Origin of the sequence: Maridesulfovibrio frigidus DSM 17176, from assembly GCF_000711735.1 — a bacterium.
In the GTDB taxonomy this organism is placed as follows: Bacteria; Desulfobacterota; Desulfovibrionia; order Desulfovibrionales; family Desulfovibrionaceae; genus Maridesulfovibrio; species Maridesulfovibrio frigidus.
In genome coordinates, this window is sequence record NZ_JONL01000004.1 from 214,100 (window position 1) to 236,619 (window position 22,520).

Genomic DNA, 22,520 nt, shown 5'->3' on the forward strand with positions numbered 1-22,520 from the left:
TCAGGGTTCCGTAATGCCTAAGCATTCAAAGCGAAGCCGCTCTAGCGGCATGACATTTATCGAGTTATTGATCGTGCTTATCATAGTGGGCATGGGCTGGTTTACGCTCATGCCCAATCTTGATCTTGCTGGAGACGGGGAAGAAGACGCCTTGGTTCAGGTTAATTCGTTTGTCTATAAGGCTCGTAATAGGGCTGTAGATACTGATTCAAAACAGACACTCTATATTGATTTTGAAGAAGGATTTTTACAGTGGGGAGAGGAGAAAGTATCTCTTCCGGGCAAGGTGCTTAGTGGGCATTTGAATGAAGAACCTCTTGACGGAGAAGGGGTGGACTTTTCTATTTACCCTGAAGGGTTTAGTGACGAGGTTCGGCTCGTGTTAGAAGGCGGTGTTACTTTTAGCTTGGATCCACTCTCTGTACGTTTTTTGGAGATTTAGCTTGCCGGATAAAAATGGGTTTTCACTAATAGAAATCATAGTCGCGTTGACTATCGCAGCAACTCTGTCCATATCCTTTCTTGGTGTGCAGCGTCAAAGCGCCCTTATGGCGCAAATGTCTAAAGATTCATGGGATGTGTTAAATATTTCTCAGGACATTCTCGCTCATAAATACCCTGATGGACTGACAGTTTTTTCTTCTGGCTGGATTCCATGGTCAGGCCCGCCTCAGGGAGATTTTAGAGTGAGCCTAGAAACCATTTCTTCTACCGGTATTGGGAATTATTTAATAGAAGCACGAAGCGGAGAGTATACGATGTCGTGGAAGGTGTACCGCGTTTCTCACAGGAATTTTAATAACCGATGATATCCTCTTCTTTCATTAATAAAAACAGCCATTCTTTACGGGAAGGTGGATTTTCACTGATTGAAGTGCTGGTTGGGCTAATTCTGTCTGGCTTGCTCATGAGTATGGTTGCCATGGTTCTTGGGCAATCCATAACAAATAATGAAGTCGTACGCAGTAATGTTGGATTGTCATCTCGCATGTTTACGCTGAGGCGTATACTTCATAGAGATTTGCAAAATAGGGTTATAGGTGGAATTCTGGAGATGAGGGAAGATGGATTTAAGTTAGTTACAAGTAATAACTCTCTTGAAGACGGAGCTGTTCCTGTGAATGTTTTTTGGGATTTATCAGGAAACATGATTCGCCGACATGAAGACTCTGATAAATTGTCATATGCAAGTTCATTTCAATTGATGCGTGGAGTTTCTTCTTGGACGTTAGAGATTTTGGACGGAAGAGATGGTACTTGGATTTCTGCTCTTCAATTGGAAAACAGGCCTCTTAATTTGGACTCCGTAATAAAAGCCATAAGGTTAAATTTGGTGTTTGAAGATGGGCAGCGCACTTTGATTGTTGAGAGGATTCCGTATGCTTTTGAATAAGAATAGAGATAATTCTAAAGGTGTAGTTCTAGTCCTCGTTTTGGTTATTTTTATGGCCCTTTCGGGACTGACTCTTATGACTATTGAAGTTAGTACTCGCGGAGCAGTTGAAGCCAGTAGGATGCGTAGCGAATATGATGCTCATTTTATTGCTGAAGAAATCTTATATTTGGTTTTTGAAAAAATTCGCAACGATAATACTCCTTTTTCAGACACCCCGATGGAAGAATGGGCTGGCCTGTGGGAAGATGACAATGTGTCATATGTGGTGCGCCCTTGTAATTCCAAAATAAATCTAAATAAGCTCGCGGACCTAAATGATAATGCGAAAGTTTTATCTATAATGCGATCTCTTCTTCCTGGCGGTGCTGATGTTCCTAGGTTGCTTGGTAGTCTGGGGGGATGGGTTGGTAAGTCCGATAGCGCTGTTTTAGAGAAAATGGATATGCTTTACTACGCATCACAATTCCCATCTTACGCTCCTCCACATAACTACCTACAAGCACCTGAAGAGATTTTGCTTGTGAGTGGTTGGAAGGATTTAGACAGGCAATGGGTGGATGCTACTTTTACTGTGTGGGGTGATGAGAACGTCAATATTAATTTCGCTTCAAAGGAAATTCTACTCGCATATTTCCCGGAACTCGGACGCAAAATTAGTAGCATTCTTCACTGGCGCAATACTCGGGGATTTACGGATTTGAGTCAGGTCCTAACTGTGGCAGGGATAGAGGCTGATTCTGATATTTACAGAGAGATGCTCTCCCTGTTAACGGTCAGATCAAGTTATTTTGAGGTTATAGTTACGGCGGAGGTGACTGGTTGCAGGGTAGTAAAAAGATATATCATCGCTAGGCCGGAAACTTTTCAAACACAGTTGTCGAAGTTGATTTTTCAAAGTGATATATCGGTAACTTTTCCTGAAAGCTAACAATAAGTGATCGCTTGGCAAAATTCATTATCTTTTTCGATAAATAGACAAACCGCTTGCTTACAGGTATAGGACAGAGCCATAGATGGCCGCAATAAAATTAGTATATATACTCACTTTTTCAGAGCAAGAACATCAGTGGATGTTGTTTGATGGTAACAAGCTTTCCGAGTCGGAAGGCCCTGATCCTAAAAACAAATATCCGGTGGTTGCGCTGTTGCCTGATCATCTTTTCTTTTTCTTTAAACCGAAAGGGGTGAATAAGTCTCGCCACGCGAAGTCTGCAACCCTTATGCAGATGAACTATTCTTTTCCAGAACAAGATTTTGGTTTTAAAGTGCTACGCCCTTCCGGCGGAGCCGTTCTCGGTTATACTTCCCACGATCTTCTTGATAGATTTTTGGACACCCACAGAGAAGTTTTGGGCAGGGCAACTGTGCTTACTTCTGCTTTTACTGTTTGCTGGCGAGCCGCTGTAGCCGAAGGGTTATCGGTTTGGAGCTGGAAAGGGCAGGATGGGATGCAGATTTTGGCCTCTGGTGATGACCTCACTTATTTTAGTGGGGGCGAAGGTGAATTCAGTAATCGCTATGACAGGCTGGGGCTTGAGGGTAATCCCGAAGATATAAATCTTGAGATGGCCTGTAAAGTTTTCACAGATAAAAAAATCAAATGGTCTAGGCTTAATTTGCTTTCAGGCACAAGTTCAGTAGCAGACAAGAGTGTTTCTATTGAATTTAAGCCTTATTTAATTTCAGCTATTTTAGCTACTTTGATTGGATTGTTTTTTATAATCGGCCAGTATCATCGTTGGGGGGTAAGTCAGGATGCTGCTGCTTCGTGGCGCACAAAATTAAAAGAAGTATATGTTGCCGCACTTGGACCTGCGCCGGGGTCAGATCCATATGGGAAGATCCTTTTCAAGCTGGATCAATTGAAAAGTGGCGGCGGAAGCAAGGGCGTTGATGTTCTTGGTTTACTTTCTTTTGTGAGTGATAGTTCTCCTGTGGGAATAGCGATTGAAAGCTTTAATCTGGGAGCAGATTCCGGGAATATTCGCGGTAAAGTCAGTTCTTATGATGACCTTGATACCATGATGGAGAAACTTGCTACGAGTGTAGCCTTTAACTTTGTTTTGGAGCAGGCCACGAACGCTCCGGATGGGATTATTTTTAGTTTGAGAGCTGAGTATAATCGCTAGTTGAAGCTGCTTCGCAAGGTTTGAATTTATATTTTTTGAATAGTGTTTAAAAGGTAGATTTTTATGGAACTGGAAAGATTTTTTATCTGGCAGGATTGGCCTGTTGAAAAGCAAAAACTCTTCTTTGCGGCTCTTGTCGCGGCGTGGGCGCTTGTGCTTTTTATGATATGGTCCGGTTTACATGAAAGTCAGCTTAGTGCTGGACGCGTTGCTCTGCAAAGCAAACATAACTACAGTAAGACTTTACCTTTAGTTGAGCAGCTTAAAGCTGGAGAAGCATCACGTGGAGCTCTTGTTGACCGCGAACCTATGACTGCGGCTCAGCAGGTTATTCGCGACCTTGGGCTTGATACCAGACTTACATCTCTCCGTCCGCTTCAGGCCGGCAGTAACGCAGGGGAAGGGGTTCAGGTCATTCTTGAAGCGTTGAATCTTCCGGAAATTGTATACTTAATGCGTGATTTTAATGTGCGCGGCGGGTTGAGGGTTTCCACTATTACAATCAACCACAGGCTGGACACGCCAGATTTGGCAGATGTGCAGATTATCCTTGTCAGGTAGGCCAGCCATATGAAATTCATACCCAAATTTTCTATTAAAAAAGTTTTAAGCCGCTTCTTTCTGTTCATGGGCGGATTGATTCTTGGTGCTTTTTTGTTTTTACCATGGGAAGTTGTATGGTCTCAGGTCTTTAAAATGGTTGATGCCAAAGTTTCCGCTGCGACTATTCAGTGGGGAGATTTTGTCAGCGCCGGACCGCTTTCTTTTGAAGTGACTAATGTTTATGTCACCACCAATAAGGGGCAGATCATAACTATTCCTCAGCTTGGAGTGTACGCCGGTTTTTCTCCTTTACTAGAAGTAAGGGTTAAAACTGGTCCTGTTCTTTCAGTTAAGGTTTTTAAATCTAAGGCACTTACTTTGAGTGGCGGTATTGATCTCGCAAGAATTATGAAGATGGACGGGCTGGGCGGTAAGGTTAAAATTACTTCTGATGTGAGTTTCCCTGAATGGGGGGCGCCACCGAAGTCTGGAAGTATTGTTCTCAGGTCCGATCAAGTTGAAATTCCAGGTGGACTTATTGCAGAAGATGTTAGTGTTAATGCTGTTCTTTCGGGAAACCAATTTCAGCTAAATTCATTTAGTAGTGGAATGCCAATACCTGCCAATGCGAAAGGATCTGCGACTCTGAATTGGAACAATTTGCGAGATTCTACTTATATGATCAGCGGTAGTGCCACATTCGGGAATACTGAGCGCCAGTTCACCAAATCCGGTAATTTGTCTAAATATTTGAATTTCTAATTTTCATTCTCTTTCACTTCTTGCCAAAGAGATACTATGATTCTTAATAATATACTTTCTTATGCGAAATGCGTGCTTCTTGAGGTTCTTGAACCCGGTTGTATTGCTATCGATGCCACTGTTGGTAATGGTTATGATACTGTTTTTCTTGCTCAGCAGGTTGGCAGTGAGGGTAGAGTTTTCGGTTTTGACATACAGCTCGATGCTATTGAGCAGACGCGCGAGAAGTTAGAAGAAGAATGTTTGCCCGATAACTGGACGTTATTTCAGACCGGGCACGAAAATATGCTCAAGATCATTCCTCCAGAATTGCATGGCACGGTAAGCGTTGTCGTGTTCAATCTCGGATTTTTGCCCGGCAGTGATAAGAGCGTTATAACCAAAGCCTCCACTACCGTCGAGGCTCTTAAATATTCGCTTGATCTTCTTGCTGTCGGCGGACTTGTTTGCATTGCAATTTATGCAGGCCACCCCGGCGGGGATGAAGAAGATGTTGCGGTTCGCCATTTTTGCAGCACGCTTGATTATCATTCCGTGCGTGTTATTCAGAGTGAAATGACTAATAAGCCTGGGTATCCTATTCGCCTTTTGTTTTTGACTAAGATTAAGTAGTTTTTTGTCACCGGCGGGCAGAATCTTTGCTCTTAGGGGTATGAATGCCAACGTTAAGTGATAAGGTTTTGATAAAAATTCCAATGAGAAAGGTCCGGTAGAGATTGTCTCTACCGGACCTTTTTTTGTAAATTTGGGATTTCGTTTAGTAGAATTCTTTGATGGTGTTTACTACGTACTCGGCTTGTTCTGCTGTCATGTGAGGGCCGATTGGTAGTGAGACTACTTCGCGGTGAATTGCTTCACTAATTGGCAGTGAAAGGTGCGACATATGTCTATATGCACCTTGCTTATGAGGCGGTGTTGGGTAGTGAATGCCCGTCTCGATGCCGCTTTCTTTTAGGTGAGTGATTAACCCTTCCCTACCTTCGCAGCGGACTACAAATAGATGCCATACTGGCTGTGCCCATTCTTCTACAACGGGTAAAACTAGCGGGGTATCTTTTAATCCTTTGAGGTAAATGTCCGCTATATTTCTTCTGCGCCAGTTCCAATCATCGAGTATTTCAAGCTTGATTCGGAGGAAGGCTGCCTGCATTTCATCCAGTCTGCTGTTGAATCCTAAGGAGTCGTGGACATACTTTTCTGATGAACCGTAATTTCCAATAGTGCGAATTTTCTCCGCGATGGTTTCATCGGTAGCAGTGATTGCTCCGCCGTCTCCGAAAGCCCCTAGGTTTTTACCTGGGTAAAAACTGAAAGCCGCGGCGTGTCCTAAGGTACCGCTCATTCTTCCTTTGTATAAGGAACCATGCGCTTGTGCTGCGTCTGTTAGAACAAATAGGGAGTTTGCTTCGGCAAAAGCCATTATCGGGTCCATATCTGCGGGTTGTCCGTAAAGATGAACTGGAATGATTGCTTTAGTATTTTTAGTCATGGCCTGCTCAAGATTGGCAGGATTCATGTTGTAGGTGGCTTCAATAGGTTCCACTGGGACAATATTTGCCCCTGTGCGAGTTACGGCAAGCCACGTTGCAATGTACGTATTTGAGGGGACCAGAACATCGTCACCCGGTCCAATTCCAGCGGCTCGCAGGGCCAGCTCTAAGGAATCCAGTCCGTTTCCTGTTCCTATACAGTGGTTGGCTCCTGTATAAGTAGCGAATTCTTTTTCGAATGCTTTTACTTCAGCACCGAGGATGTACCAACCTGACTCAAGAACTCTTTTTGCGGCAACATCTAAGCTGGATGCAAGAGTTGTGTAGGTCCAGCCTACATCGAGAAATTTGATTTTAGTCATTAATTTTTACCGCCTTTATGAAGTCTTCATAGGTGTAGTAATAATCTGCCGGATCGTAATATTCCGATGCTAGGACGAGACATACAGAGCCGGACGAAAAATTTTCCAGTTCACGCCAAGTCATCTTTGGAACATAGAGTCCATAGTATGAGCGATTCAGTGAAAATGTTGTTTTATTTTTTCCGTCATCTAATACTACATCAAAGCTACCTGATGCGGCAATGATGTATTGTCTTAATTCTTTATGAGCATGTCCGCCGCGTGATTCTCCACCTGGGACGTCATAGAGGTAATAAACTCTTTTGATATCAAAAGGAATATGGCGGCTGTTTTCAATGAAAGTCAGGTTGCCGCGATTATCTTCGATTTTCGGAAGATCTATAAGGTGCGGCTTGTCTTCATTAATCATTTTTTATCCTTCGGTTCCAGTTCAGCAAGCCGGATATATTTTTGAAAGGTGTAAAAGAAGCCGTGCACAGCTATTATGAACCCTGCCCGGCCGTCTAGAAAGCCCTGCTGAAGTATATATTGTTTGAAAAATTTACCTATTCCATGGCTTATCGCACTACCGAGAGAGCCTCTTTTGCCACGTGAGTACAGATCTTCAGCAGCATCTTGAGTGTAGTAATTAATTTTTTCAAGATGTTGTTTAAAATTCTCATAAGGGTAATGAATTATATCACCTTTAAGGTTTCCAGCTTTTGTTTTCGGGCGAAGTTCCTCGTGAGGTCTGATGCCGCCTATGCTGATCCCTTCGGGCTTGTAGATGCGGAAAAGCTTGTCTGGATACCATCCACTATGGAGTATGAATCGATTGAAATACCATGATTTACGAGGGCAATAGAACCCGTCTAAATCCTTGGGAGGATTTTCGAGGTTCTTTAGAATGTTATCTTTAAGTTCAGGAGAAATTATTTCATCCTGATCGATTGTAACAACCCATGGTGTTTTGATCTGTTTTACTGCGAACTTATGCTGATCAATTGCGCCATTCCAATCGTTATGAATAACTCTGGCATTGTGCTTTTTAGCGATATCAAGAGTAGCGTCAGATGAACCTGAGTCTATGAGTAGAATTTCAGAGCAGAAAGATAGGCTTGCAAGAGTTTCATCTAGCAGTCTTTCGCCGTTATATGTAAGGACTAATCCTGTGATGCTGGTCATTTCAGCCTTTTATTAGCGGGTAGTATTGAAAATAAATACCAAAAAATACATTCAAAATTTAAAATAACAGATTGAGTGTAGATATGGGAGTGATGAGAGTCAAGAGGGTATCGATACGAAGCCGTAGACCTATGTCATTTTAGGTTCAATGGCACTGGTAATCTGGATTGCTCGGTTGGCCTTAACCTTTCCGGGAAGTCCGTAATATTTGAGAATTCCTTCCACTTCGCACTCAAGTTTATCTTCTTCATCAGTATCGAGAAGTAGAAGATCTCCCTCTTGAAGGTTCACGAGTTGGCGCCCAGTAATTTTTGTTCTGCCTAGACGAACAAGCAGTTCAACTGGTGTCTCAAGAAGTCTTTCTTTAAATCTGCTTACCCATACATGGTCAATTTCTAGTCTTTCAGACTGGAAAGATGCATGGAGTTTTGAGCGGATAGGCTCGAGAGTAGAGTACGGCAGGCAGACGATAAGTGAGCCAATGGCATTTTCAAGTTCGACTTCAAATGTGATGACGATAACAACATCTGAAGGTGGAACTATCGCCGCGAACTGTGGGTTAACTTCAGAGCGGATAAGTTCGAGATGAACTTCGTGAACCGGACGCCACGAGTCTTCGAGATTTGATAGAGCAATTTTAACAACGCGGTCTACGATTGCTTGCTCGATAGGGGTGAAGTCACGTCCCTCAACCTTTGGCTGAGAGCCTGAACCTCCGAAAAAGCTTTCCACAAGAGCAAAAACAAGGCGTGAATCAACGACCAGAATGGCGTTTCCGCGAAGTGGGTCCATTTTAAAAATAGAGAGTGAGGTCGGTACAGGCAGGGAACGCATAAAGTCCCCGAATTTAGACATGTCGATAGAAATAGGGTTGATATCGACTCTTTTGCGCATGGTATTAGCTAGATTATTTGTTGCTAAGCGCGCGAAACGGTCATTAACAATTTCAAGAACAGGCATACGGCCGCGGATAATGCGGTCCTGATTCGCAAGGTCGAACGAAACTACGCCGGAATCATCATCCGGTATATCTTGCTCAGCTTCAACCTCTCCGCCGGAGAGACCTCTTAGCAGTGCATCGACTTCATCCTGTTGAAGGATTTTGCTCATTCTTATGCGATCCGTGTTAGAGTTTTACAATTGCTAATCACTATTAATTAACTGCTTTATACGACAAAGTAAATGAAAGCCATAGTTTGCCGTTTAGAAGCAGTGCTAGCTTGAAGGTCTTTTGCTATATATCATATCGTATTATTCGATATAATCTTTAGTGTGAAGCTAAGTGCTTTGATTATTTAACTTCATTAACTTTAATATGCCAAGGCTCATAGCGTACTCCGAGCATGTTTTCCTCGGGATATCGAAGTTTAAGGTATCCTTGCTTGCGCAACCTCGCACATGTTTCAGTTTTGGCAAAGCTGACACTGAAATTTGCTGATCCTAGACCCGTCTCGCCAACATCAAAATCACCTATTCCGTGAAATGAGTACCCGGGAGGGGCAAGTGAGCGTGAGGCAAGTGAAAGATTTCCTTTATTTGCGGCGGCCTTAGAATAAAATAAAATGAACTGCTTCATTATGCCGCGAACACCTGATGTCAGGTAAACTTTTTTCCCAAGCAGATGTTTTATAGATTTGTATGTCTCGTGTGGCTGCCCGCGATATAGATAATTGCCGCTTCTAGGTATTTTTATAAGTTCTTTCTTTGATACGCGGCTGGTGAGATTTGATGTCGGCCTTTCTCCGAAAAAACCGTAATTGGCTGCATCAAAGTGAAAGGTATAATCCATAAATTCTATTTCATCTTTGGTGAACGCACCAATGGAGGAATATCTGCGGGCATAGCTAAGCCCATCATCAAAACTGATGATAGCGAAATTTCCAAACCCTACTGAACGTTGGGTTTTGCGTAGTTTTTTTAAAGTAGATTTAAGCAGAGCAAGCTGTTTGCCTTTGAGGATTATGTCGCCTTTGTGCTCCATATCAAAGTTAGCCATATCGTGGAGATAGTCTTTCAGATCTTTTTCTGATGGTCTGGGTGGATCTGCATGTACGAGTTTCGGCAGTCCATAGAGAGTGGTTGCCGTTGCTGCTGCGTAGAGGGTCTTTAGAAATGTTCTTCTATTCATGTGGTAGCTTGGTTTTTAGTCTAGTGCTTATTTTAAGACGTAGTCTACGAAAGTTCTCTAGAGGAATGCTATAACAGAATAGCCGCGGTGGGAAGCATTTGAAAGAGCCACCCACAAACGTGAATGGCTCTTTTGGTACTGAATGTGGAGAAAACTGGTTATTTACCGCGTTTTGTCCAGAGTTGCATCTCTTTCATCTTTTTACGACGCTCGCGCTGTAAAGATTTACAAACGAGAGGCGTTTTTTTCTTCAATCCATGCTTTTCCCGGTATTCGTCCGGAGTAAGTTCATGTGACAAAAGATGTTTTTTTGTAATTATTTTGAAGGCTTTTCCGCACTCACAACAAACGATTGATTTTTCTTTTATTGATTTCTTAGGGTCGCATGCAGGAGAATCTTCCTTGGCAGGAAGAGCGTTTTCAGCAATGTCCTTAATACCAGCAGAGAGCTTGCGGACCATGGAAGTAATTTCATCTTCATTCATGGTTCTAACGCTGGCCTGTGCTTTGACTATTTCCAAAGCTTCTTTAAGGTAATCATCCATGTGAATCTCCTATGAGGATTATTTTAAAACTAATACCCGTCTTCAATATATAGGGAATAATGTAGATTGTAGTTGCTGTCAAATGTATTAGATGATTTTGTACTTTTTATTATTATTTATCTTTATTAGTTGTGTTGTTTTGAAATGTTTTTAAAGTAATACTTGTGAATGTATTTACTTTAACATTATTTAAAAAATATTTTTACTATTATATGCTTAATATTTGAAACACAGTAGTTATAGTGTGTTTGATATTGTGCATATTTGATCTAAATTATGTAGAGTATATGGTAATTTCTTGCACAATAAGAATGACGGAACAGATTTGAATATATTATAAATAAAAAATGTGAGTGCTCCCATTTTTGTGAGTGTTTTCTTAAAAAGTAATAACAATGAATGTGTTTATTAACTTCACAGAAGAGTGTTACTAAGTGCTTTATATTGTTTTTTACACTGTGAAAATAAATTTATTATGTTTCACTCTATTACATAATGTATTTTAAGTGTTGATTTGATTATAAGATAAAGTTTGTATTTTGTGTGTTAATTGTCGAGTATGTTGATGCCTTGCTTGTAAATAGTATGAGTAATGATTTGTTTGATAGTTGAAGGTAGGGAGATACGATGATTATACCTGTTATTCTTTCTGGTGGAAGCGGGACTCGCTTGTGGCCACTTTCGCGTAAGCTGCATCCCAAGCAATTGCTGGATTTCATGGGAGATGGATCGCTACTGCAAACTACAGTCAGGCGTGGGTGTTCCCTTGCTGAATCTGGTGCTCCTATTGTTGTTTGCAATGAATGTTACAGGTTCATGGTGGCTGAGCAGTTGCGCCAGATTGATGTTTCTCCTGATGCAATTCTTCTTGAACCTGAAGGGAGAAATTCTGCTCCGGCTATCGCCGTTGCTGCGTTTCGTGTTCAAGAAAAAAATCCCGACGGTTTGATGTTGGTTATGCCGTCTGATCACATATTTCAGAATTCAGAAGCTTTTTATGAGGCGGTACAGCGTGGAGTAGAAAGTGCAAACAAAGGTGATTTTGTCCTTTTTGGGATAGTCCCTACCTCTCCTGAGACTGGTTACGGATACATCAGGCATGGTGATTATTTTCCTGGTCAGGGTGTTTGCCCTGTTAATGAGTTTGTGGAAAAGCCTGATTTTAAAACAGCTCAGAGCTATCTCGATTCCGGTGAATATTTTTGGAATGGCGGAGTCTTTCTTTTCAAGGCGAGCGTTTATTTAAATACTCTTAAAGAGCTTGAGCCTGCTATATATGATGCTTGCCGTGATTCTGTTGAGAAAGCTCAGTCGGATTTAGATTTTATCAGGTTGCATGAAGAAAGCTTTCTCTCGTGCCCGTCAAAATCTGTTGACTATGCTGTGATGGAGCAAGTGGAAAACCGTGTGGTTGTTCCTTTGGATAGTGGTTGGTCAGATATAGGTTCTTGGGATTCTTTGATGCGTGAGCTGCCTGATGATGCTAATGGTAACGTGATTATCGGGGATGTTCTTGATGAGGGTGTGACTAATAGTTTTATGCACTCTTCTGGAAGAGTTATCGGCGTTGTAGGAGTCGATAATATGGTTGTGGTCGAAACCAAGGATGCTGTTCTGGTTGCGGATCGCAGTTGTACTCAGGATGTAAAAATTCTGGTTGAAAGGCTAAGTAAGGCTGGTAGGGATGAGGCTTCTGTTCATAGACAAGTGTTCCGGCCGTGGGGGTCATATGAACTTGTTGATTCCAGCGCCAGATTTCAGGTAAAAAGAATAATTGTTAAGCCCGGAGGGATTCTTTCGCTCCAGATGCATCACCACAGAGCTGAGCACTGGGTAGTTGTCAGCGGCACAGCTAGCGTGTTGATTGGCGGAGAAGAGGTTCTGCTCCGTGAGGATCAATCCACTTATATTCCTATCGGGGTGAAACACCGACTTACTAACCCTGGAAAAATTGACCTCGAGCTTATCGAAGTGCAGACAGGAAGCTATCTCGGCGAAGATGATATTTCGCGTTTTGAAGATGCTTACGGACGATCCGGAGATAGTCAGAAGTCGTGAAAAAAGCATTGATTACAGCACTATGCATTATTTTGTTTTCTTACTTTTCTACAGGGTGTCTCTGGTTGATGGCTGGAGTTGTGGGCGTTGCAGTCGTCACTGCTAACATAGATGAAATTCAGAATGCAGATACTAATAGTACCGGGACTGAGGCTTTTGATGAGCACATGTCCGAAGAAAAGGCAATAAATGAGGCTTTGGCTAAGCCTGAATCTGAAAAAATAGAAGTAAGAGAAAGCCTTAGTATAGATGATATTTTTGATGAATATGAAGGCGAAATAACAGATAATTGATAGGCTAGAAGTTCTTCTTGCTATTTTATATGCTTTTATAAGAATTAGCCTTAATAATAGTAATTTTAACTAAATATGAACCGGAGAGATTGAATGGCTGAAAGCTCAATAAAAAACACCGTACTTGTTGTCGAAAGCAGTCATACGCAGGCGCGAGTTATCACCGAGCACGTTGAGAGCATAACGCCTTTTGATGTGGAAGTAGCTTCTTCTTTTGATCAGGTTGAAGATATACTGGAAAATAATAGCGATGTTTTTATTGCAGTGCTCAATCTGAACATCAAGGGAGCTGCGGATGGCGAGGCCGTGGACTATGTTCTTTCCCGTCAGATTCCATGCATAATTTTGACTTCGACTTTTGATGAAAAAATGCGCAACAGATTTATCGAAAAAAATGTGCTTGATTATTTTAATAAATCAAACCGAACAGATCTCGATGATATGGTGGATTTGATTCGTAGAATTCATTCTAATCATGATATTAAAGTTGTAGTTGCTGAAGATAATGGTACAGCTCGTAAGATTATGTGTAAGCTTTTGGAACGGCTCAACTTCACTGTATTTGATGCTGACGACGGAGCGAAAGCTCTAAAAATAATTGAAGTAAATCAAGATGTTAAGCTGCTTATCACCGATTATGAAATGCCTGAGATGGATGGTTTTGAGCTTATATCAGCGGTTCGCAAAACTCATTATCGTGATCAGCTTTCAATACTTGGCGTTTCAGCTCACGATTCTGGAGCTATTACTGCCAAATTTCTTAAGTGTGGAGCAAATGATTTCCTTAAAAAACCATTTGAGGTTGAAGAATTTTCATGGCGCGTTACCAATAATTTGAATGATTTGGAACGCTTATCATCTATTAAAGACGCATACAGCCACGATCCTCTGACTGGATTTGGCAATTTAAGTGTATTCATTAAGCAGGGGCGTGATATTTTCGAATCCCTTTCCAAGCAAGGTAAAGCTCCAATTATCGCTGCATTTAATGTAGACAGCATGCCTGATATTAATGCTAAATTTGGTTGGGATGCAGGGTTTGCGGCTCTAAAAAAAGCTGCATCAAATTTAGAACAGCAGTCGCTTGGCTGGTTGCTTTCTGCTCGTTGGGATGGTGGTTTTTTAATTTTAGCTGAGGACGCGGAAGTGTTGAAGAATGACCTTCTCGCCGCACAGCTTGCCTTCTCTAAGACTGCTGTTGGGCAACCCGGTAAAAGGTTTAAGGGTACAGCTTCTTTTGCTGTAACTAGAGAGGCTGACAAGGATCTGGACACGGCGATGTCGAAAGTGACAACAGTTCTCGCAAAAATGCAGACAACCGGGGCAGACTCTTCCCGCTTTGTATAAGAATATTTATGCTTGTTTTAAAATGTGCTGCATGTAGGCGAAAGCTACTGAAGTATTATAAAATAGGTCAGGGTGAGGTGCACCGCTGCCATAAGGAAAGGATTAAAAAAATCTGGAATTTGGAAGAGAGGGATGGGAAAATATTCTGTTCCTGTGGTAAATCTTTCGGGATTGACCGTGGCAGTTACTATACCATGGATAAGAAAGCGTTTACCTATTCGGGTACTAAAACTAACAGCTGACCCTAAAATTAATTCCTGAGAGTGGCCATAAGCCTGATAGGGTGCGTGAAAAGTCCTAATGCGTGAGCTATTTTCGCGCTCGAGATATCTGCCGCTCTGGCAGCTGCCATGGACATGCATTCCGACCCTGAAATAGCGATACCAAGCGCAGCTTCCTTCAGTATTAATGCGTCATTGTGTCCGTTGCCTATGCAGGCACACTTTTCGGTCCCAAGTGAATGTATGTAGTCGAGTTTTGATTGATCTTCTGCAGGGCCACTTATGATGTGTATGGATACTGGAAGTCCTTGCAAATTTTCTTCGCATTGTCCGAGAGTGTCGGCTGTGAGTACATGGACTTCAATGTCTACAGATAATTCTCGAATAATTTTACCTATACCGGGTAGTAAATTGCCATCAAGAGCGATTGTTCCATTGTAGTCTAAAACTAGATGCTCGATGTTAAGTGCTCCGAATCCTGGAATATTAAGACTGATCATGGTTTGAACCTCATCTCGTGCGTTAATAAAAATCTTAATATTTAAAGGCTGGCATACCTTTCGATCTGCTTCTTGTATTCCAAAACTCCCTTTACTATTCCGTCTGCAATGTATGCAAGATATCTGTCGGACTTTAGCCTTGAAGATTCGGTTTTATTTGTTACGTATCCAAGTTCGATAAGCACAGACGGCATTTTTGCTCCCATGAGAACATAGAAAGGAGCTTCACGTACGCCCTGATCTTTTACGTTCCATTTTCTGCGTATGTTTTTCAAAGACCTTGAATGGATGTTTTTAGCTAAGTCTTTGCTTTCTTTCATCTTAGAGTTCAGCATCAGGTCGGTTAAAATAACCTGAAGGTCGCTGATACGCTTTGCAGAAATAGAGTTCTCACGGGCAGCTACGCGAACTGCGTTGCGGTTGCGCGCAAGGTTGAGGGTATAGGTTTCAAGCCCGTTAATTTTCTTACTGCGATGGGCATTGCAGTGAATCGAGATGAACATGTCAGCTTTTTTAATATTCGCCATACCGGTACGTTCCTCAAGAGGGATGAATACATCTTTAGTTCTGGTGTAGAGAACGTTGAATCCGGCCTTCTTGAGCTTCGCTGCTAAAATTTTCGCAAAACGAAGATTAATATTCTTTTCTTTTATGCCGTTTGCGTTTGCACCAGGATCTTTACCACCGTGCCCCGGATCGATCATGATGGTTTTAAAGGTAAGTCCTAGCTGTTCAAGTAGATCTCCGGCCATAGCTTTGCTGTTTTTGGGCGGAACGTACTTTGTGCTGGAAGAACTTTTTTTTCTTGTAGTTTTCTTTGCAGGGCTTTTCTTTGCTGCAACTTTTCCTTTTTCAGGAGCTTGAACGTCAACTACCAATCTGAAAGGATTTTCCAGCGGGAATATTTTGTAATCCTGCATGGCATTGAAATCGAGAACTACGCGAGTTGTACGCGGGTCCCGCTGCCCGGATCTGATATCTTTTAAAATTCCGTCGGCGACTATGGTGTCTTTATGAACGTCATTGCCGAGTATTGTATTTTCAAGATCTATATATAATCTGTGCGGACGATTGACACTCTGATTCGGGTTCAAAAGCTGGTAGCGGTAGCGTACTTCTTCATCTAGATCCAAAACAACGCGTGTGTATGTATCACTGCTCGTATAACGTACAGACAGAAGCTTAGCGCGGTTTTTAGATGATTTTTTTACTTTCGGGGCAGATGCTGGAACAATCGTTCCGGAAGGTTTTTCGCGTTTTACCTGTTTGGGAGAAACACCTTGCCTGTCCATCGAGTCCAGTCTGGCTCGGGCTTTTGCATACATATCAGACTTGGAATAGCGATGGACGATGTTAAGATAGTCTGAGTACGCGAGATCTTTTTCTTTTAATTTTTTAAGTCTTATTTCGGCCCGTCTGAAAATACTGTCATCGGTCCAAGCATGAGAAGGGAAATTTGATATCATTCTTCCGTAATAATCAACTGAAGCTCTGAAGTCTTTTTTTAATCCACTGCGGTTACCCAATTCTTCGTAGGATCTACCCAAATAATACAGCGATTTAGGAGCATACTGTCCACGGGATGATTTTTTAAAAACATTCCTAAATTTTTTAGCGACCTTATCCCACTCTGATCTATATTTAGATTTTTTAGCGTTTTTAGATAGCGCGTGAAATTGTTTCCACGCAATGGTGAACTCATCTTTCGTACTCGCTCCAAATGCGCTGGCAGGGGTAACTGAAACCAGAAGCCCAGCAAGGAAAAGGGCCATCACCAGATTTTGAAAGAAAATTTTGCGCATTTTTATTTCTTATTCTTAAGGGGTATTTGTTTTTTTGTGAATTATTTCAGAAAGCTCTTCTTTCTAAATGACGTCAAAGAAGTCTCTAAACAAAGTTTAGATGTTTTCTTAATAAGCTGGCATCGGCTAAAAATCAACCTCGTATATATATAGATGTAAAATTTGTTGTTTTGAAGGTCTTATCCTTGCTTTTGCAAGGGGTGCTATGAATACTGGACTGAGTCCACTTTTTATGTAATTCCCATGAAATATTAATGACGGAATTTGAATAAACAATCATTCATTTGGAGATAGGCGAATGGAAGCTCCCCAGAGAAATTTGGCTCTTGATCTTGTTCGGGTAACCGAAGCAGCCGCACTGGCTTCTGCTAGATGGCTTGGCCGTGGTGACAAAAACGCAGGTGATCAGGCTGCTGTAGATGCAATGCGTCTCAGCTTTAACAGCCTTGAAATCAGCGGAACTGTTGTTATCGGTGAGGGCGAGAAAGACCACGCTCCCATGCTATATAACGGAGAAAGGCTTGGCCTAGGCGAAGGTCCGGGTATGGACGTCGCGGTTGATCCTGTCGAAGGAACTAACCTTCTTGCTTACGGCCGTCCTAATGCAATTTCTGTTGTAGGCGTAGCTCCTACAGGAATGATGCTTGACCCCGGTCCAAGTTATTACATGCAGAAATTGGTTGTTCCTACAGCTGCGAGAAATATGGTTGATATTAACGCACCTGTTAAGGATAACCTTCAGAAAATCGCAAAAGCTCTTAATAAAGATATTGATGACTTGGTAGTTTTCGTTCTCGAAAAACCACGTCACCATGGTCTAATTCAGGAAATTCGCGATGCCGGAGCAAGAATTCAGCTGCACACCGATGGTGATGTTGCCGGAGCGCTCATGGTTGTCGATCCCCGTTGTCCTGTTGATGTTATGATGGGTACTGGTGGAACACCTGAAGGTGTGCTTGCTGCGTGTGCTATCAGAATCATGGGCGGAGAAATGTTCGCAAGATTTGATCCTCAGGACAAAAGCGAAACCCGTGCAATGGAAGAGAAAGGTTATGACCTGCGTGAAGTTATGACTGTTAACGATCTTGTTAAGAGTGATGATATCTTCTTTTCCGCTACAGGTATTTCCGGTGGAACATTTTTGCGCGGAGTCCGTTACTTAGGGTACGGCGCAGAAACAACTTCACTTGTAATGCGTGGTAAAACAGGAACTGTTCGTCAGATCGAAGCTGTCCATACATGGGACAAGCTCATGAAGATCAGCGCTGTTAAATACGATTAATATAGGGCGTTTGTTCTTATATTGCATCTGCTGAAATAGTAAGCGGCTCTGATACATAATGTTTTCAGAGCCGCTTTTTTATCTGGACAGAGCTTTAATCGAATTGCAGGTAAGCTATGATTCAGGAGCGTCCAGCTTTTCGCTTATTATTGCGGAATCTTCAGGTCTGATTCGGGTATTTAATTCCCTACTTTCTCCATGACAAGAGATTCCATCCTCGCGGATCTGAACGTATCCAGCGGAAAGAACATTGGTGTATGGAATCTGTTCTCTAAATTCAAGAAAAGCGATACGGTTCGGGAACAGAATCGGGAGAGGGTCGCCCGAAAAGTCTTCAAACATTATGTATTTCATGAGATATCCTTTTTGCGGTATCTGGCTTTAGGGTTTTCAGAGCAACCTTGTTGCCCATAGTCTCATTACAGACTATAGTGATATATCCTCTAGATCAAGATTTCATAACAGCAAATTACGGAGTTATTATATGAAAGATGAAGAAAAAGAACCTCTTCTGCTTGATACTAATAGTCTTGCTGTTATCAGGACATTGCTTGCAAACGAGAGAACTTTTCTCGCATGGTGCCGTACAGCTCTTGGCCTTTTGGGATTTGGTTTTGTGCTGGAGAAAGTAGGCCTGTATATGAGGCATTTTCTTCCTGACGTGAACCCTCTCATGTCGAAGGATCTTGGATTACTTAGCCTTTTTGCATTGTTTTCCGGGATGCTTGTTCTTGTTGGAGCTGCTTTTAGATTTTTCAGTATAGAGAAGCAGGTTGGAGCAAAACTCGGTAGAATGACTCCGTTTCCAGAAGTACTTGTTCTTATTGCTGTTGCGATAGTCCTGATCATCAGTGTGTTCTCAGGTAAAATGATTTTTAATTAAACGACAAAGATTAAACTTTAATACTCATTCTAAATGAAAGATAATTATAAAAAAATAGCTCTATGGCAAACTGCGTTTCTTGGAGATGCCGTATTGACCTTGCCGTTTATCAAAGCTTTGTCTCTGCGTTACCCTGATGCTGAGATTCATCTTTTTGTGCGAAAAGGTGTGGAACCTTTGTTCGAAGCGCAAAAGGAACTAACTGCTGTTCACGGCTTTGCAAAGCGTGGAAGCCAGAAAGGTTTGGGCGCGGCCTACAGCTTTGGCCGGAAACTTGGCGCGCAAGGGTTTGATCTATGGATTTCTGCTCATACTAGCTTTCGCTCGGCCTTAATCAGCCGTGCAACAAAGATTCATGATCGCGTTGGGTATGATGAGCCATGGTTTAGCTCGTTTGCTTACACAAACAGGGTCAAACGCAAGTTTGATCGGCTTGAGGAAGTTGAGCGCTTAATGACGCTCGGTTTGCCCCTTGGAATAGGCGGTCCGGCTCCAATCGCGGAACTTAATTTGCAGGAAGAAGCTATTCAGAAAGCTGCAGACTTTTTCGAGAAAATTTCAGACACTCCAGTAATTGGAATTCATCCCGGTTCAACGTGGGAAACAAAGAAATGGCCGGAACAGAATTTTGCAGAAATCATTAAGAAGTCTGTGGACGCAGGATTTAGGGTGATTCTTTTTGGTGGCCCGGGTGAAGAAGAAAGTTTGTGCGCGCGTATAGCAGAGCAGTCCGGTAGAAAAGACGATGTTTTAAATCTTTCGGGTAAACTTTCACTTCCAGAGCTTGCAGCCTACATCAAGCATGTGGATGCGTATCTTACTAATGATTCAGGCCCAATGCATATTGCGTGGATTCAAAATGTTCCTCTGGTAGCTCTTTTCGGGCCTACGGTTCGCCGTTTCGGGTTTTTCCCGCGCGGTGAAAATTCCACAGTACTTGAATCTGAAAGTGAGTTGAAGTGCAGACCTTGTGGTCTTCATGGTGGTAAAAAATGCTCTAAAAAACATCATAAATGCATGATGGATATTACTGTAGATCGGGTTTTGGATGAGCTACTTAAAAAGATTGCGATCAGGAGATCGGAAAGTTGATTAGAAATATTAATAGAATATTCTTCGCACTTTTGGTGATGGTTTTTATGCTTTGCCTGGGTGGGTGCAAAATAAAAGCTTTCGCTCCAAAGGTAGAAGCTGTTCCACTTGCTCCGGTTAAGGTTTCTTCTGCGCCTGTCACCGAGAAAAAGAAAAGCATTATTGTTTGTACTGAGGAGTTTGAGCGTGCTGCCCGTATGTTTTCATACCTTCATAAAGAATATGAAGGGGTCGGCTCTCTTATCCTTAAGGTTAGCGCCGGCAAAGGTACTGCTTTGTCACAGGCTATGCTTGCTACAGCTATTCAGAATAAAATAACTGCGCTCAATAAAGACGGCTCAATTATGTCTGTGTTGCTGCTCGGTAATAGATCCATCATTCCGGTTACAGAATTTAGGCCCCAAAAGTCCGATGCAGTTCATTTTTCAGATTATGGTTATGGCGGTGTGGCAGAGTCTCCTGAAAATATGCTCACGGTAGGCAGGATCCCGGCAAGTAATGTTTCCGAAGCTGAAATTGTCGCAGGGAAGTATGAACGTTGGTACGAGGATCGTGCTTTCCGTCCAGCTTGGCCTGTATCATTTATAGGTGGAAAGGGTTTTTCAGAGAACTACCTTTCTGATCCCGAACTTCTATTTTTCAGCCTTCAAGAGGAAGGCATGGCCGGACCGGAAGCTATTCGCTATCTTGGCGGCGCTGGGGGCTGTCAGCCTGCGAGGCTCAGTCAGAGCTTAGCGGAAGATGACGCTTCCGTTCAGTGGCTGGCCCTTGAGTCCGTTTCAGATGGATTTAGCATTGGCAACGGAACTGTGACAACTTCGGAAATTCTTGGGCTGGACTACAAACCTGGTTTACCCGTGGTTCTAAATCCTGCTCGTGATGTTTCTTTCGCTCTTAATTCGACATTTCCAAGCCCTGCCGAGGCTATAGTTCTTTCAAGAGGGGCCGGACTTGCTGTTATGACCGGCAGCGGACATTCTGGAAAAATTAGTGCAGAGCTTGATGGCGGGCGAATTTCCCATGTAGATTTTGATGGGACTACTAAAGTATTGATTGAATTTCATAAGGCATATTTCAGCGGTAAGTATCGCATTGCGGACGCTCTTTCCGAAGCGCGTGCGCAGTTTGCGCAGAATTTACGTCGTGGAGAGGATTTGTCCCCTGTGTACGACTTGGTTTTTTATGGTGACCCGGTGATGAGTCTGCCGCTTCCTGTTCGTACGGAATCTCCAGCATATACTGGGCTAAAGCCTCTGACTAAGCCAGAGTATCCTAAGGGTGTTGCTGTTTTCTATGCAAATTCCACCATCTCTTTTGCTATGGAAGAGGGAGGGATTTACCCCGGAGTACAGCTCAAAGTTGTTGATCGTTTGTCTGGTAAAACGGTCACTACAATGAAGGTGCAGGAAGATGATATTTTTAATTTTTCCTCAGACGGAGAAGGTAGTTATTTAATTTACTCCCGCCCTCTTGATGGTCCCCTTGCTTGGCAATTTTTTGATGTTCGCAAAAAATCTTCTAAGCCAAAAGTAAGAGTTGCACAGTCAAAAAGGCTCATTGCTTCATCTACTAAAATTAAAACGGGTCTTGAGCCCGTGCGCTATGCAGTACAAGTTAGTTCAAATAGGCGCGAATCTTCTGCTGCTGAGGTAAGGCGCAATCTGGCAAAGCTGGGCTACTCTGCATATGTGGTTACAGTTCCCTCTTTTAATAACAGGCCTTGGTATTGCGTTCGTTTCGGTGAATTTGATTCATGGTCTGCTGCGGTTGAAGCCTCTGCGGCTTATGAGAAAAGAGAGCAGGCTGATGTGAAAATTGTGAGATGTCGCTCTGGAAGTTAAAGGATAAGATGTTTTTTGACTGACTCTTTTTTTGTTAATGATATTCTTCATTGCTACTAGCTTTGAAGTGATTATTGAGATAACAGGAGTTGCATGGCAATAAAAGATCCTAAGAATGTGACTCCCAAAGCAAAATATTTTATGATCAGTCTGGCAATATTTGTCTTGATTGGATCAGGGCTCTTCTTTGTGAATAATGATAGTGTATCTAAGCCTTCACTTAATGCCGGGTATAAGTTTTTTCTAGGTCTTTCAGATAAAAGTTTGGATCTTAGTACTGCGGAAGTTTATAAACTAAATAGGTGCTTTCAAAACAATAGGGAAGTTGTGGATAAGGCCACACTTGTTATTGTGACAGAGGGAAGAACTATTAGTGGCAAAGAAGGCTTAATTAAGAATGATACTAAATTAAAATATAAAGTTATTCTAGAAAGCAAAGGTGGGATGAAATTCACACCGCAAATGAGCTACTGTACTCGTAAAAAATTAGTAACTAAAATTGTTTACAATTTTGATCGAGGATCGAAAGCTATGGCTGTATATATGAAGGATCCCATTTTTAAGGGGCGCACTGTAGAAATTAAAGATATGTAGATCAATTTTATTAGATAGATTATTAGTAAAGCCCCTTACGGAACATCCGTAAGGGGCTTTACTTTTATGCACTACCTTGCCGATTTTA

At 42.2% G+C, this 22,520-nt stretch carries 26 protein-coding genes; 17 read left to right on the forward strand and 9 right to left on the reverse strand.

The annotated features are described in order from the left end of the window. The first annotated feature begins 13 nt into the window (after window positions 1-13). From BR06_RS0110220 to BR06_RS0110255, 8 genes are all read left to right on the forward strand, one after another. On the forward strand, window positions 14-442 hold the full coding sequence (locus tag BR06_RS0110220; protein WP_031482609.1) for a type II secretion system protein: 429 nt from the start codon (window positions 14-16) through the stop codon (window positions 440-442). A gap of 1 nt (window position 443) precedes the next feature. Beyond that, entirely contained in the window at window positions 444-809 is a 366-nt protein-coding gene (locus BR06_RS0110225) for a type II secretion system protein (RefSeq protein WP_031482611.1), read from the forward strand. After that, a complete protein-coding gene (locus tag BR06_RS0110230; protein ID WP_031482613.1) occupies window positions 806-1,393 on the forward strand; it encodes a PulJ/GspJ family protein in 588 nt (195 codons plus the stop codon). Before BR06_RS0110225 ends, BR06_RS0110230 begins: the two co-directional genes overlap by 4 nt. Then, on the forward strand, window positions 1,380-2,324 hold the full coding sequence (locus BR06_RS0110235) for a type II secretion system minor pseudopilin (protein WP_031482615.1): 945 nt from the start codon (window positions 1,380-1,382) through the stop codon (window positions 2,322-2,324). Before BR06_RS0110230 ends, BR06_RS0110235 begins: the two co-directional genes overlap by 14 nt. An 85-nt stretch (window positions 2,325-2,409) precedes the next feature. Beyond that, a complete protein-coding gene (locus BR06_RS0110240) occupies window positions 2,410-3,525 on the forward strand; it encodes a hypothetical protein (RefSeq protein ID WP_031482616.1) in 1,116 nt (371 codons plus the stop codon). 63 nt (window positions 3,526-3,588) lie between these two features. Beyond that, on the forward strand, window positions 3,589-4,086 hold the full coding sequence (locus BR06_RS0110245) for a hypothetical protein (RefSeq protein ID WP_031482618.1): 498 nt from the start codon (window positions 3,589-3,591) through the stop codon (window positions 4,084-4,086). Between the two features lie 9 nt (window positions 4,087-4,095). Continuing rightward, the gene (locus BR06_RS0110250; protein ID WP_031482621.1) at window positions 4,096-4,830 is read left to right on the forward strand and encodes a hypothetical protein; all 735 of its coding nucleotides are present in this window, start codon (window positions 4,096-4,098) and stop codon (window positions 4,828-4,830) included. 36 nt (window positions 4,831-4,866) lie between these two features. Beyond that, window positions 4,867-5,442 (forward strand): class I SAM-dependent methyltransferase, encoded by a 576-nt coding sequence (locus BR06_RS0110255; protein WP_031482623.1) that lies wholly within the window; start codon window positions 4,867-4,869, stop codon window positions 5,440-5,442. Between the two features lie 145 nt (window positions 5,443-5,587). On the opposite strand, the gene BR06_RS0110260 is transcribed toward BR06_RS0110255, so the two are convergent. From BR06_RS0110260 to BR06_RS0110285, 6 genes are all read right to left on the reverse strand, one after another. Beyond that, window positions 5,588-6,682 carry a DegT/DnrJ/EryC1/StrS family aminotransferase gene (locus BR06_RS0110260; protein ID WP_031482625.1) on the reverse strand — a complete coding sequence of 365 codons (1,095 nt, stop codon included), beginning with the start codon at window positions 6,680-6,682 and terminating at the stop codon, window positions 5,588-5,590. Then, complete coding sequence (locus BR06_RS0110265) at window positions 6,675-7,091, reverse strand: sugar 3,4-ketoisomerase (protein ID WP_031482627.1); 417 nt, start codon at window positions 7,089-7,091, stop codon at window positions 6,675-6,677. Before BR06_RS0110265 ends, BR06_RS0110260 begins: the two co-directional genes overlap by 8 nt. Beyond that, window positions 7,088-7,846: a glycosyltransferase family 2 protein gene (locus BR06_RS0110270; RefSeq protein WP_031482629.1), complete on the reverse strand. Its 759-nt coding sequence runs from the start codon at window positions 7,844-7,846 to the stop codon at window positions 7,088-7,090. The genes BR06_RS0110265 and BR06_RS0110270 overlap by 4 nt, the downstream gene beginning before the upstream one ends. 129 nt (window positions 7,847-7,975) lie before the next feature. Beyond that, window positions 7,976-8,956 carry a flagellar motor switch protein FliM gene (fliM, locus tag BR06_RS0110275; RefSeq protein ID WP_031482631.1) on the reverse strand — a complete coding sequence of 327 codons (981 nt, stop codon included), beginning with the start codon at window positions 8,954-8,956 and terminating at the stop codon, window positions 7,976-7,978. Window positions 8,957-9,137: 181 nt separating this feature from the next. After that, window positions 9,138-9,974, reverse strand: a complete 837-nt coding sequence (locus BR06_RS0110280) for a M15 family metallopeptidase (RefSeq protein WP_031482632.1) — start codon at window positions 9,972-9,974, stop codon at window positions 9,138-9,140. A gap of 158 nt (window positions 9,975-10,132) precedes the next feature. After that, window positions 10,133-10,519 (reverse strand): MucR family transcriptional regulator, encoded by a 387-nt coding sequence (locus BR06_RS0110285; RefSeq protein ID WP_031482634.1) that lies wholly within the window; start codon window positions 10,517-10,519, stop codon window positions 10,133-10,135. Window positions 10,520-11,146: 627 nt separating this feature from the next. On the opposite strand from BR06_RS0110285, the gene BR06_RS0110290 reads away from it, so the two are divergent. The 4 genes from BR06_RS0110290 to BR06_RS20725 all read left to right on the forward strand — a co-directional run bounded on the left by BR06_RS0110290 (window position 11,147) and on the right by BR06_RS20725 (window position 14,459). Further along, window positions 11,147-12,577, forward strand: coding sequence for a mannose-1-phosphate guanylyltransferase/mannose-6-phosphate isomerase (locus tag BR06_RS0110290; protein ID WP_031482636.1), 1,431 nt, complete (start codon window positions 11,147-11,149; stop codon window positions 12,575-12,577). Beyond that, window positions 12,574-12,870: a hypothetical protein gene (locus BR06_RS0110295; RefSeq protein ID WP_031482638.1), complete on the forward strand. Its 297-nt coding sequence runs from the start codon at window positions 12,574-12,576 to the stop codon at window positions 12,868-12,870. The genes BR06_RS0110290 and BR06_RS0110295 overlap by 4 nt, the downstream gene beginning before the upstream one ends. A gap of 93 nt (window positions 12,871-12,963) precedes the next feature. Continuing rightward, window positions 12,964-14,217 carry a GGDEF domain-containing response regulator gene (locus BR06_RS0110300; protein ID WP_031482640.1) on the forward strand — a complete coding sequence of 418 codons (1,254 nt, stop codon included), beginning with the start codon at window positions 12,964-12,966 and terminating at the stop codon, window positions 14,215-14,217. A gap of 8 nt (window positions 14,218-14,225) precedes the next feature. Next, window positions 14,226-14,459 (forward strand): hypothetical protein, encoded by a 234-nt coding sequence (locus BR06_RS20725; RefSeq protein ID WP_031482642.1) that lies wholly within the window; start codon window positions 14,226-14,228, stop codon window positions 14,457-14,459. 8 nt (window positions 14,460-14,467) lie between these two features. Here BR06_RS20725 and BR06_RS0110310 read toward each other — a convergent pair whose 3' ends face one another. Then, window positions 14,468-14,938: an HAD family hydrolase gene (locus BR06_RS0110310; RefSeq protein ID WP_031482644.1), complete on the reverse strand. Its 471-nt coding sequence runs from the start codon at window positions 14,936-14,938 to the stop codon at window positions 14,468-14,470. Window positions 14,939-14,979: 41 nt separating this feature from the next. Then, window positions 14,980-16,740: an N-acetylmuramoyl-L-alanine amidase gene (locus BR06_RS0110315; RefSeq protein ID WP_031482647.1), complete on the reverse strand. Its 1,761-nt coding sequence runs from the start codon at window positions 16,738-16,740 to the stop codon at window positions 14,980-14,982. Window positions 16,741-17,038: 298 nt separating this feature from the next. Here BR06_RS0110315 and glpX point away from each other — a divergent pair, with 298 nt between their 5' ends. Then, window positions 17,039-18,022, forward strand: a complete 984-nt coding sequence (gene glpX / locus BR06_RS0110320; protein ID WP_031482649.1) for a class II fructose-bisphosphatase — start codon at window positions 17,039-17,041, stop codon at window positions 18,020-18,022. Between the two features lie 114 nt (window positions 18,023-18,136). Here glpX and BR06_RS0110325 read toward each other — a convergent pair whose 3' ends face one another. Further along, window positions 18,137-18,376, reverse strand: a complete 240-nt coding sequence (locus BR06_RS0110325) for a hypothetical protein (RefSeq protein WP_031482651.1) — start codon at window positions 18,374-18,376, stop codon at window positions 18,137-18,139. A gap of 130 nt (window positions 18,377-18,506) precedes the next feature. Between BR06_RS0110325 and BR06_RS0110330 the strand changes: the two genes are divergently transcribed. The 4 genes from BR06_RS0110330 to BR06_RS0110345 all read left to right on the forward strand — a co-directional run bounded on the left by BR06_RS0110330 (window position 18,507) and on the right by BR06_RS0110345 (window position 22,432). Further along, window positions 18,507-18,905, forward strand: coding sequence for a YidH family protein (locus BR06_RS0110330; RefSeq protein WP_031482652.1), 399 nt, complete (start codon window positions 18,507-18,509; stop codon window positions 18,903-18,905). A 33-nt stretch (window positions 18,906-18,938) separates the two neighbouring features. Beyond that, window positions 18,939-19,997: a lipopolysaccharide heptosyltransferase II gene (gene waaF, locus BR06_RS0110335; RefSeq protein ID WP_031482654.1), complete on the forward strand. Its 1,059-nt coding sequence runs from the start codon at window positions 18,939-18,941 to the stop codon at window positions 19,995-19,997. Beyond that, window positions 19,994-21,838, forward strand: a complete 1,845-nt coding sequence (locus BR06_RS0110340; protein WP_235727709.1) for a C25 family cysteine peptidase — start codon at window positions 19,994-19,996, stop codon at window positions 21,836-21,838. Before waaF ends, BR06_RS0110340 begins: the two co-directional genes overlap by 4 nt. A 93-nt stretch (window positions 21,839-21,931) precedes the next feature. Further along, on the forward strand, window positions 21,932-22,432 hold the full coding sequence (locus tag BR06_RS0110345; RefSeq protein WP_031482656.1) for a hypothetical protein: 501 nt from the start codon (window positions 21,932-21,934) through the stop codon (window positions 22,430-22,432). Window positions 22,433-22,520: the final 88 nt, after the last annotated feature.